This is a genomic window from Kribbella sp. NBC_00709 (assembly GCF_036226565.1).
GTDB lineage: Bacteria > Actinomycetota > Actinomycetes > Propionibacteriales > Kribbellaceae > Kribbella.
This window is the reverse complement of sequence record NZ_CP108996.1, coordinates 320245-335678: the sequence shown is the minus strand read 5'-3', so window position 1 is coordinate 335678 and position 15434 is coordinate 320245. Positions and strand designations below refer to the sequence as shown.

Annotated in this window: 12 protein-coding genes and 1 riboswitch; of the genes, 2 read left to right on the top strand and 10 right to left on the bottom strand. The window is 68.4% G+C overall.

Features of this window, described 5'->3' with window-relative positions; translation table 11 throughout:
• The 9 genes from glgB to arfA all read right to left on the bottom strand — a co-directional run bounded on the left by glgB (nucleotide 1) and on the right by arfA (nucleotide 8929).
• The gene (glgB, locus tag OHA18_RS01615) at nucleotides 1-2196 is read right to left on the bottom strand and encodes a 1,4-alpha-glucan branching protein GlgB (protein ID WP_329001665.1); all 2196 of its coding nucleotides are present in this window, start codon (nucleotides 2194-2196) and stop codon (nucleotides 1-3) included.
• Between the two features lie 105 nt (nucleotides 2197-2301).
• The gene (locus OHA18_RS01610) at nucleotides 2302-2877 is read right to left on the bottom strand and encodes an AAA family ATPase (RefSeq protein WP_329001663.1); all 576 of its coding nucleotides are present in this window, start codon (nucleotides 2875-2877) and stop codon (nucleotides 2302-2304) included.
• A 133-nt stretch (nucleotides 2878-3010) separates the two neighbouring features.
• Nucleotides 3011-4423 carry a maltokinase N-terminal cap-like domain-containing protein gene (locus OHA18_RS01605; protein WP_329001662.1) on the bottom strand — a complete coding sequence of 471 codons (1413 nt, stop codon included), beginning with the start codon at nucleotides 4421-4423 and terminating at the stop codon, nucleotides 3011-3013.
• Nucleotides 4423-6138: a maltose alpha-D-glucosyltransferase gene (gene treS, locus OHA18_RS01600; protein ID WP_442914368.1), complete on the bottom strand. Its 1716-nt coding sequence runs from the start codon at nucleotides 6136-6138 to the stop codon at nucleotides 4423-4425. The genes OHA18_RS01605 and treS overlap by 1 nt, the downstream gene beginning before the upstream one ends.
• A gap of 250 nt (nucleotides 6139-6388) precedes the next feature.
• Entirely contained in the window at nucleotides 6389-6586 is a 198-nt protein-coding gene (locus tag OHA18_RS01595) for a hypothetical protein (protein ID WP_329001660.1), read from the bottom strand.
• Nucleotides 6587-6607: 21 nt separating this feature from the next.
• Nucleotides 6608-6820, bottom strand: coding sequence for a hypothetical protein (locus OHA18_RS01590; RefSeq protein WP_329001659.1), 213 nt, complete (start codon nucleotides 6818-6820; stop codon nucleotides 6608-6610).
• Between the two features lie 54 nt (nucleotides 6821-6874).
• Nucleotides 6875-7075, bottom strand: a complete 201-nt coding sequence (locus tag OHA18_RS01585; RefSeq protein ID WP_329001657.1) for a hypothetical protein — start codon at nucleotides 7073-7075, stop codon at nucleotides 6875-6877.
• 16 nt (nucleotides 7076-7091) lie between these two features.
• Nucleotides 7092-7727: a sunset domain-containing protein gene (locus tag OHA18_RS01580; RefSeq protein WP_329001656.1), complete on the bottom strand. Its 636-nt coding sequence runs from the start codon at nucleotides 7725-7727 to the stop codon at nucleotides 7092-7094.
• A 104-nt stretch (nucleotides 7728-7831) separates the two neighbouring features.
• Nucleotides 7832-8929, bottom strand: coding sequence for a channel-forming protein ArfA/OmpATb (gene arfA / locus OHA18_RS01575; protein ID WP_329001654.1), 1098 nt, complete (start codon nucleotides 8927-8929; stop codon nucleotides 7832-7834).
• A 285-nt stretch (nucleotides 8930-9214) separates the two neighbouring features.
• Here arfA and OHA18_RS01570 point away from each other — a divergent pair, with 285 nt between their 5' ends.
• Both OHA18_RS01570 and folP read left to right on the top strand, forming a co-directional pair.
• Nucleotides 9215-9814: a winged helix-turn-helix domain-containing protein gene (locus tag OHA18_RS01570; protein WP_329001653.1), complete on the top strand. Its 600-nt coding sequence runs from the start codon at nucleotides 9215-9217 to the stop codon at nucleotides 9812-9814.
• A 14-nt stretch (nucleotides 9815-9828) separates the two neighbouring features.
• Nucleotides 9829-9918: riboswitch (ZMP/ZTP riboswitch) on the top strand.
• A gap of 19 nt (nucleotides 9919-9937) precedes the next feature.
• Entirely contained in the window at nucleotides 9938-10780 is an 843-nt protein-coding gene (folP, locus tag OHA18_RS01565; protein ID WP_329001652.1) for a dihydropteroate synthase, read from the top strand.
• A gap of 7 nt (nucleotides 10781-10787) precedes the next feature.
• Here the strand turns inward: folP and OHA18_RS01560 are convergent, their stop codons facing one another.
• Nucleotides 10788-15164, bottom strand: coding sequence for a S8 family serine peptidase (locus OHA18_RS01560; protein ID WP_329001651.1), 4377 nt, complete (start codon nucleotides 15162-15164; stop codon nucleotides 10788-10790).
• Between the last annotated feature and the right edge of the window lie 270 nt (nucleotides 15165-15434).

The following is a 15434-nucleotide window of genomic DNA, read 5'->3' as shown; positions in this document are numbered from 1 at the left end:
CTACCCGGTGAACCGCAGGTACACCGTCGCCAGGGGTGGCACGGACAGCTCGGTGCTCGTGGTCATCCCGTGCCACTCCGGCCCGTCCGCCTCGACAGCGCCGAAGTTGCCGACACCGGATCCGCCGTAGGTTCCCGCGTCGGTGTTGACGACCTCTTCCCAGCGCCCGGCGTACGGGAGGCCGAGGCGGTAGCCGTGGTGCGGGACCGCGGAGAAGTTCGCGATACACGCCACGGTCGGCTCACCCTCGTCGCCGTACCGGACGAAGGAGAAGATGTTGTTGCTGGCGTCGTTCGCGTCGATCCAGCTGAACTTCTCCGCCTCGTGGTCGGTCCGCCAGAACGCCGGAGTGTCCTTGTAGACCCGGTTCAGGTCGCGGACCAGTTGCTGCAGGCCCTGGTGGTCGCTGTGGTCCAGCAGCCACCAGTCGAGCTCGCCCTTCTCCGACCACTCCGACTCCTGGCCGAACTCGCAGCCCATGAACAGCAGCTGCTTGCCCGGGTGCGCCCACATCATCGCCAGGTACGCGCGGAGGTTCGCCAGCTGCTGCCAGCGGTCGCCGGGCATCTTGCGCAGCAACGAGCCCTTGCCGTGCACGACCTCGTCGTGGGACAGCGGGAGGACGAAGTTCTCGGAGTACGCGTACATCATCGAGAACGTCATCTCGTGGTGGTGGTACTGGCGATGGACCGGCTCGTGCTCCAGGTAGCGGAGCGAGTCGTTCATCCAGCCCATGTTCCACTTGAAGCCGAACCCCAGGCCGCCCAGGTGCGTGTCCCGGGTGACGCCCGGCCAGGACGTGGACTCCTCGGCGACCGTGATCACGCCCGGGACCCGCTTGTACAGGGTCGCGTTCATCTCCTGCAGGAACGAGACGGCCTCGAGGTTCTCGCGGCCGCCGTACTGGTTCGGGACCCACTGGCCGTCCTGCCGTGAGTAGTCCAGGTAGAGCATCGAGGCGACCGCGTCCACGCGCAGGCCGTCGATGTGGAACTCCTCGGCCCAGTAGATCGCGTTCGCCACCAGGAAGTTCCGCACCTGGGGGCGGCCGAAGTCGAACACCAGCGTGCCCCAGTCCGGCTGCTCGCCGCGGCGCGGATCCGGGTGCTCGTACAGCGGCGTACCGTCGAAGCGGGCCAGCGCCCAGGCGTCCTTCGGGAAGTGTGCAGGGACCCAGTCGACGATCACGCCGATCCCGGCCTGGTGCAGCCGGTCGACCAGCAGCCGGAAGTCGTCCGGGTCGCCGAACCGCGACGTCGGCGCGAAGTACGACGTGACCTGGTACCCCCAGGAGCCGCCGAACGGGTGCTCCATCACCGGCATCAGCTCGACATGGGTGAACCCCATGTCGTTGACGTAGGCAACGAGTTCGTCGGCCAGCTCGCGGTACGACCGGCCCTTCCGCCAGGACCCGAGATGTACTTCGTACACGCTCATCGGCTCGGCGTACGCCTGTGCGTTCGCGCGGTGCTCCAGCCAGGCGGCGTCGCTCCACTCGTACGACGATTCGGTGACGACGGACGCGTTCGCCGGGGGAGTCTCGGCCAGGTTCGCCATCGGGTCGGCTTTCTGCCGCCAGACGCCGTCGCGGCCGCAGATGTCGAACTTGTACCGCGTGCCCGCGCCGATACCGGGCACGAAGATCTCCCAGACGCCGGACGAACCCAGCGAGCGCATCGGGTGCGCGCGGCCGTCCCAGAAGTTGAAGTCCGCGGTCAGCCGGATCCCCTGCGCGTTCGGGGCCCAGACGGCGAAGGACGTCCCGGTGACGGTGCCGGTCGGGCCGTCGTACCGGCGGACGTGGGCGCCGAGCACGGTCCACAGCTGCTCGTGCCGGCCCTCGCCGATCAGGTGCAGGTCGACCTCGCCGAGCGACGGGAGATAGCGGTACGGGTCGTCGACCACGGTCGCGGGACCGTCGGTGTACGTCACCTCGAGCCGGTAGTCCGGGACCTTCTCGACGTCGAGCACACCGACCCAGATCCCGTCGTGCTCGTGCCGGAGGTCGAGGCGCTGGTCGTCGTACAGCACGGTGACGCTCTTCGCGAACGGCCGCAGCGCGCGAACGGTCACCCCGTGCTCGCCGAGATGCGGGCCGAGCACCCGATGAGGATCGTGGTACGTGCCGGCGACGAGTCTCTCCAGCTCGGTCCGATCGACCGGGACCGCTGTCACCACAGGCTCCTCGACCGCCACCACAGGCTCCTCAAAAGCTTCGCGCTCTCCCATGAATCCCATCCTGCCCGATCAACACCTTCAACGCCCCACCCCGTACCCGCCGAGTCCCGACGTACACAATCCCTAGCCGGCCAGCGCAGCCCGTACGGCGTTGAGACGGGCGGTGTAGCGGGGCCAGGCGAAGCCGGTCCGGGTGTAGCTCGTGATGGTTCCGGCGAGCAGAGTAGTGGCTTGGCGGTCGACCGCCGTACAGGTCGCGGCGACCTGCTCCGGGTCGGCCGCCTGGGCGTCGGCCGCGCAGGAGGTGACGAGGATGGTCAGCGCGGGTGCTTGGCTGAGCAACGCGGCGACGATCTCCGCGGTGTGCTCGACGACATGCTCCGCGTTGTCGAGCACGAGCACCGAACCGTCCAACGCGGTCGCGGCCGCACCGGTCGGATCGTGTCCGCCGGCGTCATCACCCACAATCGCTTCCAGCACAGCACTCTCACGCTGCAACGGCGCCAGTTCAACCAGCCGTACGACGCGCTCCACCGCCCGCGCCGCCTCGAACGCAAGCCGAGACTTCCCACTACCGGGTCCGCCCGTCAACGTAACCAGCCCCGACTCACCCATCCGCTGCACGAGTGAAGCAAGCTCCTGCTCGCGTCCCACGAAGCTCGTCAACGGAGCCGGCAGCTCAACCGCCCGCCCGCTCACCGACGAGCCACCCAGCGCAACCGGCGACGGGCTGGGTTTGCCGGCTGTCGCGTGGGCGGGGTCTACGCCTAGGTCGTCGGCCCCGCTCTGTAATCTCAGCCGACTTGGGATTACTTGGCGGAGATTTGGGGTACTACTGTTCGGCCAACTGAGCCGCCGCGGACAGCGGGATCTGCAGCCAGGTCGGCCGGTTCCGGGCCTCGTACAGCACCTCGTAGATCACCTTGTCGGCGAGGAACGAGTTCAGCAGCACGGTCTGCTCGCGCGGATCGGTGCCCGCGACTTCGGCGTACCCGTCGCAGAAGGCCTGCTGGTTGCGGGTGGCCCACTCGGCCGCGCGATACGCGATCTGCTGGTCGCCCCGGTGGTCGGCCAGCAGCGACCGGGCTGCGTAGTCGAACGAGCGCAGCATCCCGGCGATGTCCTTCACCGGGGTGTCCAGCGCCCGGCGCTCGATCAGCGACTTGGCCGGCTCGCCCTCGAAGTCGATCAGCTTCCAGCCGTCGATGGTCCGCAGCACCTGTCCGAGATGGAAGTCGCCGTGGATCCGCTGCACCGTGACCGGCTGGTTGTACGCCGCCAGCGCGTCGAACGCGCGCGTCAGACCCTCGGCGTACGGCTCGAGCTCCGGGATCGCGGCCGTGGCCTTCTGCAGCCGGCGACGCATCGCGTCCGCGTGCTCCACCAGCTTGGCCGGCTCCCAGATGTCGGTGCCGAGCGCCTTGGCCAGCTCCGAGTGCACCTGCGCGGTGCTCGCGCCGAGCCGGTGCGACTCGGGCGCGAAATCACCGCCGACCTCCTCGGCGTGCAGGTCGGCCTCGGCGTACAGGTCCCGCACCGACGAGGTCGCGAACGACCAGCCGTCGGTGGCGTTGCTCTGGAACGCCGTCATCATCGCCAGCTCACCCGCATCGGTGCCGCCGCCGGCGCGCGGCCACCTACCGCGCGCAGACCCCAGCACCTCCGGAACCAGCTCGGACCCGGACTCGGTGAGCGCCGACTCGATCTCGACACCCGGATTGCTCCCGGGCTCGAGCCGGCGGAACACCTTCAGCAGCGCGACGTCGCCGAACACCAGCGACGTGTTGCTCTGCTCGACGGTGAGGACCAGCGACTGCGCGTCCTCCGGTACGACGATGTTGTGGTCCGGAGCCTGGACGGGATGGAACTCCAGCCCGTCCAGCTGCCGTCCGTGCGTCAGCCCGTCCAGCCAGTACGGCGTCGCGTCCTTGTCGTGCAGAGCGTCGTACACCCAGACCTCGGCGTCGCCGAGATCCGGCTCCGCCCACTCACCGACCAGCGCATGGCCGAGGTTGTCGACCGGTGTGCGGTGGTAGCTGAGCGGGAGCTGGTACACCCGGATCGGGGTCTCCACCCCAGGCGGACCCGCACAGTAGACGAACCCGATCCGGACCGCCGGCCAGGCGCCCTCGTCCGACAGCCACACCGAGGTGGCCATCGCTTCGACGCGGACGTCGTGTCCCTTCTCGCCGAACCACCTCTGGCCCGCGCAGAAGGACTGGACCTGGTCCAGATGCGAACTCACTACATGCTCTCCTCGTGGTCAGCCGGCTTCGCCAGCCGGAACCAGTAGAAACCGTGGGCACCGAGGGTCAGAAGGTAGGGCAACTCCCCGATCGTCGGGAAGTGCACACCGCCGAGCAACTCGATCGGTTCCACTCCTTGCCACTGCCGCAGATCCAGCTCGATCGGCTGCGGGAACCTCGACAGGTTGTTCACGCACAGCACCACGTCGTCGCCGAACTCGCGCACGTACGACAGCACGCTCGGGTTGGAGCCGCCCAGATCCGTAAAAGTACCCATGCCGAAACACGGGTGCTGCTTGCGGGTCTGGATCATCCGCCGGGTCCAGTGCAGCAGCGACGAGGCGTTCTCCATCTCGGCCTCGACGTTCACCGCCTGGAAGCCGTAGACCGGGTCCATGATCACCGGCAGGCTGAGCTTGCCCGGCGTCGCGGTGGAGAACGAGGCGTTACGGTCCGGGGACCACTGCATCGGGGTCCGGACGCCGTCGCGGTCGCCCAGCCAGATGTTGTCGCCCATGCCGATCTCGTCGCCGTAGTACAGGATCGGCGAGCCGGGCAGGCTGAGCAGCAGCGCGGTGAACAACTCCATCTTGTTGGTGTCGTTGTCCAGCAGCGGCGCGAGGCGACGGCGGATGCCGATGTTCGCCTTCATCCGCGGGTCCTGCGCGTACTCGCCCCACATGTAGTCGCGCTCTTCGTCGCTGACCATCTCGAGGGTGAGCTCGTCGTGGTTGCGCAGGAAGATGCCCCACTGGCAGGTGTCCGGGATCTCCGGTGTCTGGGCCAGGATCTCCGAGATCGGGAACCGGGACTCCCGGCGGACGCCCATGAAGATCCGCGGCATCACCGGGAAGTGGAACGCCATCTGGCACTCGTCGCCGCCGGAGTCGCGGTCGCCGAAGTACTCGACCACGTCGGCCGGCCACTGGTTCGCCTCGCAGAGCAGGACGCGGTCCTCGTAGTTCGCGTCGACCTCCTTGCGGACCCGCTTGAGGAACTCGTGGGTGCGGGGGAGGTTCTCGCAGTTCGTCCCGTCGGTCTCGAACAGGTACGGCACCGCGTCCAGCCGGAACCCGTCCACGCCGAGGTCGAGCCAGAACTTCAGCGCCTCGAGGATCGCGTCGCCGACGGCCGGGTTCTCGAAGTTCAGGTCCGGCTGGTTGGAGTAGAACCGGTGCCAGAAGTACTGGCCGCGGACCGGGTCCCAGGTCCAGTTCGACTGCTCGGTGTCGACGAAGATGATCCGCGCGTCGGTGTACTTGTCGTCGGTGTCGGACCAGACGTAGAAGTCGCCGTACGGGCCTTCGGGATCCTCCCGCGACGCCTGGAACCAGGGGTGCTGGTCGGAGGTGTGGTTCATCACGAAGTCGACGATGAGCCGGATCCCGCGCGCGTGCGCGGCCTCCATCAGCGCGGCGAAGTCGGCGATCGAGCCGACCTCCGTCATCACGCCGGTGTAGTCGGAGATGTCGTACCCGCCGTCGCGCAGCGGTGAGGGCTGGAACGGCGGTAACCAGAGGCAGTCCACGCCGAGCCACTCGAGATAGTCGAGTTTCTCGGTCAGGCCCTGCAGGTCGCCGATGCCGTCGGCGTTCGAGTCCTTGAAGGACCGCACGAGGACCTCGTAGAAGACGGCCCGCTTGAACCACAGCGGGTCACTCTTCGTCAGTCCGTGGTGCTGCTCCGGCAGCATGTCGGTCACGCTCACCTCCATCGGGTGTCTCCAAACCTAGCGGTACTGCGGCTTGTACTACGGCACGCCGCCACGCACGTGACGACGGTGTGTGGACCCGCCCTGGACATGCACCGATTTCAGGTACCCCACCAGGGCGTGCCTAAAAGGAGCGGTGCGTTGATCCGGACGATTCCGGTGATGTGGTGACGCCGTCGGTCGGACGGTCCCGCAAGGCGTTCCGCACAGTCTGACGGCCCTTTGCCAGTACAAGCAAATAGCCACGCTCCAGTCAGCGCCGACGGCCTTCGTTGTGCCGCTCGGAAGACTGTGCCTTGCCCTGCCGACCGCCCCCACGCCACAATCGCGGCCGCCTCTTCACGGCCCCGTTGGCATCCGCGACCCCGTCCCGCGGATCCCGCTTCTTGAGCAACTCCTCAGCCGTGAACACCTGATCCGGCTCCAACGGCTCCGTCGCCTCGGGTTCCATCGCGTTCTCCTTCACGAAGGATCAGCTGTCGGTGTCGACGGTGACCACCAGCTGCTCGGGCACACCGACGGAGACCGCAAGCAGGACGACGGCTTCCTTCAGATCTTCGATCGCGGCCTCGCGGGTCGCGCCCTGGCCGTTCGCGAACGAGTTGGGGTCGAGCGCCGCCTGGGCGCTCCAGTCGCCGTTCTCGTCCTGCTCGACGAGGAAGGACACAGTGATGTCGCGCTGCAACTCCGCCTCCGGCTGCTCGGTGTTGTCGAAATCGTAGGACTGAGGCGGGGTCAGTTATGGGAGGTCGACGACGAGTTGGTCGGGGATGCCGGACTCGGCTGCGGCCTGGGTGATCGAGGTGCGGAGGTCCTCGAGGGCGGCCTCGCGGGTGTCGCCTTCGCCCTGGAGGAAGACGTCCGGGGTGAGGGCCGCCTCGGCCAGCCAGGTGCCGTCCTCGTCCTGCTCGACGACGTACGGGACGTGGAGCTGGGGCAACTGCGTCTCCTGGTGGTCAGTCGCGGGGGTCCGCGGACTTGCGCGGGCGGCGGGTGTACTTGGCGAAGCCGGCGCGCTCGGCGTCGGCCTCGGTGCGGAACCAGACCTCGGGTTTGGTCCGCCCGTAGTACGGCGAATCAGGGGTGTGGAACAGCATCGACTGGGCGTTGCCCTTGATCGTGAACCCGTCCGGCGGCCCCTGATGCGGTACGGCGTCGGCCGAACCCTCGCCGTACCGTCCGGGCGCAATCGGAGCCGTCACCGTGTCCACGTCGAAGAGCGTCGGCTCCGAATCCATCACCCGGGAGAACACCGGCTCGGCGGGCTCCGCCGGGGCAGTGGTCTCCTCGACCGGTTTGGCGGTCTCCACAACCGGGCCGGCCTTCGCGACCGGCGCGGCTTGCGTTGCCGGAGCTGCCCGCGATGTCGGGGCTGCACGCGATACCGGGGCCGGCCGTGTTGCTAGGGGTGCTTGCCTCACAGGGCCCGCCTGTGTTGCTGCGGCTCCGACCAGTACCGGTTCTTCTTCGACGTGTTCCTGCGGCGGGGGAGCGGCGGGACGGCGACGGTCGAGCAGCAGCCAGGTGATTGCCGCGCCGAGGACGAACGCGAACAGCGACCACAGCCAGTTGTGTCGCAGCAGCCAGCTCATCCGCGTCCCTCCCGCACGACCCGGTGCACGAGCCACGCGGCCGCGCTGCCCAGGACGAAGGCGACCAGTAGCAGGATCCAGGTCTCGGCGATCAGCCAACTCATTCAGTTCCCCTGCACTACTCGGAGCTCGGCGCGGCGGTTCGCGATCCGCCCGGCGCCGGTGGCGTTGGAAGCGATCGGGAAGGCCTGCCCGTACCCGTTCGCCAGGATCCGGTCCGGGTTCACCCCGAGCCGCACCAGCTCCGCCTTCACCGCCGCGGCCCGGCGTTCGGACAGCGGCAGGCTGGTCGCGGGCGAGCCGAGGTCGTCGGTGTGACCGGCCACCTCGACACGCGCCGTCGTACACGACTTCAGTACGGCGGCAGCGCGCACCACGGACGGCTTCGACGCGTCGTTCACGATCGAAGTACCGGACAGGAAGTTGATCTTGTACTGCCGGCTGAACTCCGCGAGCCGGCTCTGGAACGTGCGGCACGGCTCGCTCACCGCGGACTTCGTCGGCGTAGGCAGCTGCAGCTGGTCGGCGAGAACCGCGCCAGGCACAGCCTTCGCCGCGGCCCGGCCGATCGTCGCCTTGGTCGCCTGATCCGGCACCTGACCGGACAGCGTCACCGTGTCCCCATCGTACCGCACCGAGGCGTCGCCCGTCCCGATCGCGAGCGCCCGCAGCAGCGCGGACAGCGTGGCGGCGTCGGCGATCCCGTTGGCCGGGTCGATCGTGGTGCGGTCGTCGTACTCACGGTCCGGGCCGAGCAACTGCTCGACCGCCGCGGAGATCGCGTCCTTGACCGCCTGGCTCTGCACCGGCGCCTGCACGCGGATCGCCTGGTCCGTCCGCCCGACCTCGAACGCCGGTACGCCGGACTCCTCGGCCGGCTCGGTGCTCGTCGCAGTGGGGGTAGGTGTCGGTGTGGACCCGCCCTCGATGCGAACGGACCGAACCCCTTCGACCCCGGTCGCGATCTCCTGCACGGCGGCCGGATCGACACTGTCAGGTACGACGATCTTCGCGTCCCGGCCGTCGAAATCCACCGACGCGGTCTCGATCCCGCGGGCCTTCAGCGCCTCGACCGTGCGATCGCGAAGGTCATCCTCCGTGGTGCCCGCCCGGGCCGGAATCAGCACAGCCGTCAGCAGCACAGGTACTGCGAGGGCCGCGAGCAACCAGATGACGAGCGGCCGCCGAACCAGACCGTGCACTGTTCCTCCGTGGATGCGGTCAGAGTGGCCGTGCGCGAGGAGACTACTCCGCATCGCCCGGCCTCCGCACACTCTCGCGGGGAGCGTCGCCGGATTTCCTTCTGCAGAAGCTGTCTGTGGACTTGCCGGGGGACCTTGTCCTGTCTCGGACAGGACGCATATGTGCCAGCTCGGTGCGCGACGAATCGCTTGACTTAGTTCGCGCCGTGAACCGTACTTGTGGCGGGCCGGTTCGACTGGGAGGGGCTTGCTGTGATGTCGCGGGAGAGGTCGTCCGATTCGTCATTGATCATCGGCGTGGCCGCGTCCACGGCCGAACGAGTACAGCTGGCGCGACTGCTCGGTGAGGCCGACGCGCTGCTGCTGGTGTCGAGCGCGGACCAGGCCCGCGCGTTCCTGGAGCTGACCGGCGTCACCTTGAGCCCGAGCCCGGCTGTCCTGACGCCGGCCGCCCTGGCTCCAACAGCCCTGGCTCCAACAGCTCCGGCTGCACTCGCTCCTGCAGCGGTGACGTCGACAGCGGTGACAGCGGTGACGGCGACAGCTGTGGCGGTCGCCGAGCCGCCCGCGCCGATCAGGGCGGTGCCCGAACCGGTCGCCGAGCTGCGGCTGGACGTCGACCGTCGCGTGGTCCGCTGGAAGGACCGTGAGATGCCGCTGACCCGGCTCGAGCACGACTTCCTGCATTGCCTGGTGGCTGAGCCCGGCCGGGTCTGGACGTACCAGCGGCTGCACTACGCCGTCTGGGGCAACGAGCACCTCGGCCACGGATCGCACATCCACTCGGTGGTGAAGCGTCTCCGGCAGAAACTCGCGAACCTCGGCGCCACCGTCACCATCCACGCGGTCCGCGGCGTCGGCTTCCATCTCCTCGCCACCACCTGATCGGGGTAGCGTTCACCCTGGACCGTGACTGGCGCGTGAGGTGGGTCAACCACCGGGGAGCGGTCTCGTCTGGACGACGTGTGCCGTGCGCCTGGGCTTCTGGGATCTACCGGGAGGCCTGGCATGGTGCGACCGCGATTGGTCGGGATCGTCAACGTCACAAGGGATTCGTTCTCCGACGGGGGACTCTGTCTGTCGCCCGGGGACGCGATCACGCGCGCGAGGGAGTTGCGCATGGCGGGTGCGGATGTGGTCGAACTCGGTCCGGCATCGAGTCATCCGGATGCGGAGAAGGTGTCGCCGGGGGAGGAGATCGAGCGGCTGACGGGGGTGATCGACGCGCTGGAGGGGATCTCGTGGGGTGTGGATTCCTATCACCCTGAGACCCAGCGGTTCGCGGCGACGCGGGGCGCGTCGTACCTGAACGACATCCAGGGTTTCCCGGATCCGCGCCAGTACGGCGAACTGGCCGGGTTCACGTGTCGGCTGATGGTGATGCACTCGATACAGCGGCACGGCCCGGCGACTCGGGTGCGGACGGATCCGCGGTCGATCTGGTCGTCCATCGAGGACTTCTTCGACGAGCGGATCGCCGGCCTCGAGGCAGCGGGTATCGCGCGCGACCGCTTGATCCTCGATCCCGGCCTCGGCTACTTCCTCGGCAGTACGCCGGAACCGTCGGTAGCCGTGCTCGGACAGCTCGGGCGGTTGAAGGCGCGCTACGGCCTGCCGGTGCTGGTCTCACCTTCGCGGAAATCCTTTCTGCGGGCGATCACCGGCACCAGCCTCGCCGGCATCGGACCAGCGACCCTCGCCGCGGAGCTCACCGCAACTGATCAGGGTGCGGCCTATATCCGCACTCACGACCCCGCAGCCCTCTCGGACGCTCTCGCCGTCCGCGCCGCGCTCACCGCGTACAGAATGAGACCGGCCCCCGTCCCGGAGGACGAGGGCCGGCCCGGCTAGTACCTGACTACTTGATCGACTTCAGGGCGAAGTCGCTGGTGACCGGAGTACCGGCGACCAGTTTGACGGTGCGGGTCTGGGGCTTGTAGCCGTCCTTGGCGGCGATCAGGGTGAGCGGGTTGTTGCGACGGTCGAGCCAGTAGGCGTACTTACCGTCCTTGTCGGTGATGAAGGTGTACGACTGCGCCCACGAGTCCACCTCGACGGTCGCGCCGGGGAGGGCGGCGGTGGCGCCGGACGAGCTGACGCCCGTGACGGTGCCCAGCAGCTTGCTCCACGTGTTCGGCGGGGTGACGTTCATCGTCACGCCGACCGCTGCGACGTTGTACGGGGTGTTCTCGCCGATCGTCACGGCGCCGGTGTAGGCGCCGGGCTGGTCGACGTTCGCGGTGAGCGTGACCTTGACCGTGGTCGACTGTCCCGGGGCCAGGGTGGCCTCGGTCTGGTCGAGCGACAGCCAGCTCACGTCCGCCGACGACTCGGAGCAGTCCTCGAGACCCGGCAGGGCCTCACTGTCCACCGTGGCGGTGAAGCCACCGGACGAACCGCCCACCTTGTAGAAGCCGCAGGCTGCGCCACCGCGGTACCGCGGCAGGTTGGCGTTCGGCAGTGCGGTCCAGCTGTCCGACGACGGGTCGTACGAGAACCCGGCGTTGGTCACCGCACCGGCCTGGACACCGCCGACGACGAGCAGCTTGCCACCGGCGACGGCGTACGACGCCGCCCAGTGGTCGGCCGGAGCGTCCGCGATCGCGGTCCAGGAATCTGCTCCCGGGTCGTAGACGTACGCCGACTTCAGCGAGTTCACGCCGTCGTTACCGCCGGCGCAGTACAGCTTGCCGTCGATGGCGCCGCAGGATGCGAACGCGACCGACTGCGGGTAGTTCGCCAGCGTCTCCCAGGCGTTGCTGCCCGCGTCGTAGCGCACCACGGTGTTGCTCATCGGGGTGCAGCCGGCCGTGGTGCAGCCGCCGACGGCGTACAGCTTGCCGTCGAGCACAGCCTGACCGGCAGCCGCACGCGGAGCCGGGTTGGCCGCGACCGCGGACCAGGCGTTGGCGGCCGGGTCGTACGACCAGGTCTCCGGCGCCGGGCCGGCGTCCGCCCAGCCGGAGCTGGCGATGATCTTGCCGCCCACGACACCGACGGTGATCGCGTTGCGAGCACCCGGCAGCGGGGCGATCGCGGTCCAGGCGAGCGTGGCCGGGTCGTACGCGTAGCTGTTCGCCGTCGACGCGCTGCCGTTGCCGCCGCCGATCGAGTAGACCTTGCCGTCGAGGTTGACCACCCGGTTGTCCATCACGGTCGCGGGGTAGTCGGCGATGTCGGCCCACGGAGCCGCCTGCGGCTTCGCGGCGACCGGCGCGGTGCCGGTCTTGCCCGACAGCATCCGGGCGAACGAGGTGTTCACGGCGATCCGCTGCAGCGGGGCGCCGATCCCACTCTCCACCTCTGCCTTGCTGGTCTTCGTGCCGTTCGCGTTCTCCAGGACGAAACCGCTGTCCTTCTCACCGAACTTCACGTCGACCGGCGCGCCACCGGTGTTGGTGACCTTGAACGACTTGGTCACGGCGCCGGTCGGCAGCTTCAGGTTGCCGGTGATGCTGCCCGGCGTGACCGTCAGCTGACCGGCCTTCAGTGTGTAGTCGGCCGTGGTGGTCCAGTCGGCCTCGACCGGAACGGTCGCGGTCGAGCTGACGTAGTTGCCGGCCTTGGCGGTGAAGCCCTGGTCGCCGTCCACGGACGAGTACATCCAGTAGAAGCCGTCGTTCAGACCGGTGTCCTCGGGCGTCGCCACCGTGGTCGCGCTCTCCGACGAGCCGTCACGGGTGACGACCGCGCCGTTCACGAAGCCGCTGGTGTTGGCGTCCTTGACGTTGCCGACGACGAGGCCGCCGCCGGTCGGCTCACAGGTGATCTGGCTGCCGATCAGCACGCTGTCGACCTCCCACCACCATTCGTACGACGCGTCGTAGTAGTGGAACCGCACCTGGACGGCGGACTTGCCGGCCGCCTGCGGGATCGCGATCTCCTGGACCCCACGAACGTCCGCGGCCTGCGTCAGGACGTTGGCCCAGGTGGCGCCGCCGTCGATCGACAGGTCGACATCGGCCTTCTCGCCGCCGAGCCAGTTGAGGTCCTGGTTGAACCGGATGACCGGAGCGGTGACCGAGCTCAGGTCGACGACCGGGCTGACCAGTGACGTGTCCTGCGAACCGCCGGGGCCGTAGTGGTCGCTGTCGATGACCGCGAAGCCGCCGTTGCCGCCGGACAGGTTGGTCCGGTTGCCCGGGTCGTTGAACTGCCACACCTGGCCGTTGCCCTTGTTGTCGACGAGGTTCCAGCCGCTCGGCGTCGCACCGGAGTCGAAGGTCTGGTAGACGCCGTCCGAGCCGTACTTGTAGCCCGGAGCGGTGGTGCAGGAGTCAGCGGTGACCGGAACCGCGATGTTCTTGGTCAGGTTGCCGCTGCCGACCGTGATCGGCTGGCTGACGGTCTGGTAGCCCGGGTACTTCGACTCGACCTTGAGCGAGTACGCCGCACCGGACGGGACCTTCAGGCTGTACCGGCCGTTGCTCGGGGTCGTGTAGTCGAACACGCCACCCGGACCCTCGACCGACACCTTCGCGTACAGCGGCCAGCCGTGGCCGGAGCCGTCCGTGACGGTGCCACCGACACTCACCTGCGGAGTGCTCTCCAGGGCGAAGTTCTTGGTGGTGGTCTGACCAGTGGTGATGGTGGCCGTGGCGGTCTGGGTCTTGTACCCGAACGACGCGACCGTGAGCGTGTAGTCGCCGGCCGGAAGCACCGACGAGAACGTGCCGTTGCTGCTGGTGGTCAGCGACTTGTCGGCCTGACCGTCCTGGTGCACCGTCACGCTGGCACCGGCGAGCGCGGCGCCACCGGTGGCGGCGGTGACCGTGCCGGACAGCGTGCCGGTGTCGCCGATCGGGGCAGCGCTCACCAGTGCGAGCGCGTCCAGACGACCCTGTCCGAAGACGTTGTTGTTCGCGTCGGTCCCGCCGCACTGGCTGTTCGGCGAGTCGATCGCGGTCTGGTTCAGCAGCGCCCGCGTGGCCGCGACGTCACCCTTCAGGGTCGGCGAGGCCGACCACAGCAGGGCAACGGTGGCCGTCAGGTGCGGTGTCGCCATCGACGTACCGTTGAACGCGCCGTAGGTGTTGCCCGGCAGGCTGGACCGGACGTTGACACCAGGAGCCGAGATGTTCGGCTTGATGGTGCCGTCCTGTCCGACCCCGCGGCCGGAGAACGACGCGATGTTGTTGTTGATGTCGTAGGCACCGGCCGAGTAGTTGCTGGTCAGGCTGCCCGGCGAACCGGAGGTGTTGCAGCCGCCCTCGCCACTGTTGCCGTTGGCGAACGCACCGAAGATCCCGGACGCGGTCCAGGCCAGGGTGATGTCCTCCATGAACGGGTCGTTCGACGGCAGGGTCGAGCCCCACGAGTTGTTGATGACGTTCGGCCTCTTGCTCGCGTCCGGGTTCTGCCCGGCGAGGTCGGTCGGCTCGAGCATCCACTGGCCGGACGAGATCAGCGCTGCATCGCTCGGGCAGCAGCCGTTCGCGGCGATCCACTTCACGCCCGGGGCGACACCGATCTGGTTGCCTGCGCCGTCGTCGCCGACCATGGTGCCCATCGTGTGGGTGCCGTGGCCGTTGCCGTCGGACGGTGCGTTCGGCGAGGTGCCGGCCGCGTCGAACCAGTTGTAGTTGTGGTTGAAGGTGCCGTCACCGTTGTTGCCCCGGTACTGGTTCACCAGCGCCGGGTGGTCGTACTGCACACCGGTGTCGATGCTGGCGACGACGATGCCCTCACCCTTGTCGCCGTACTGCGACCAGACCTGGTTCGCCTTGATGTTCGCGACGCCCCACTCGACGGCCTGGACCGCCTTCTCCTGCTGGCCCGGCGTGACCTTCGGAACCTCGATCTGGACCGGGGCGTAGAGACCCTCGACCTCGTTGTGGGTGGCGAGGTCCTGGGCCAGCGCGAGCGATCCGCTCTCGATCCGGATCGCGTTCGTGCCCCAGAACGCCTGGTATTTCACGTGTTGTGCGTCCAGCTCGGCGCGGATCGTCGCCTGGCTGTCCGCGGCGGCCTTCTTCAGCGCGGCGGCCACGGCAGTGCCGCGCTCGTTCCAGTTGGTGATCCTGCTGGCGGCGGTCAGGTCGGCCTTCGCGCCGAAACGGACCCAGTAGTCCGTTGCGGACTTGGCGTCCTTACCGTCCAGCTTCGCCATCAGTTCCGGCTTGATCTTGGCGGCCGGCGACGGCGTGGACTCCGGCTTGGTGGGCGGTGACGCCTGGGCCTGGCCGGCGGCGGCCATCCCGGACGCGACGACAGCCAGTGCCGCCAGGGTGCTCACCAGCGATCTGGCGAGCCCCCTTCGTGGTTGATGTGACATCTCTGCAGCCCCTCACTTGACAGACCCCGAGTCGACTCCCCCGAGTCATCGGTGCAGAGGTGCAAGGGGGTTCGCGTCTGGGCGAACGCTCCGTGCCCCCCAGGTCGCGGCATGTGACACCGCAAGCCTGACGAGGAATCTATGTGTCAGAACAACGTGGTAACAAGCACACCTGGTGAGCAAGATGTGACTAGGTGTCGCGCCGATCGAAGCAACCTAGGCAAACGTTGG

What these genes read in the sequence shown, in the direction of transcription:
- OHA18_RS01595 (WP_329001660.1), bottom strand. Translation starts at nt 6,586, where the DNA reads ATGGAACCCGAGGCGACGGAGCCGTTGGAGCCGGATCAGGTGTTCACG.
- treS (WP_442914368.1), bottom strand. Translation starts at nt 6,138, where the DNA reads ATGGAGGTGAGCGTGACCGACATGCTGCCGGAGCAGCACCACGGACTG.
- folP (WP_329001652.1), top strand. Translation starts at nt 9,938, where the DNA reads ATGGTGCGACCGCGATTGGTCGGGATCGTCAACGTCACAAGGGATTCG.
- OHA18_RS01580 (WP_329001656.1), bottom strand. Translation starts at nt 7,727, where the DNA reads ATGAGCTGGCTGCTGCGACACAACTGGCTGTGGTCGCTGTTCGCGTTC.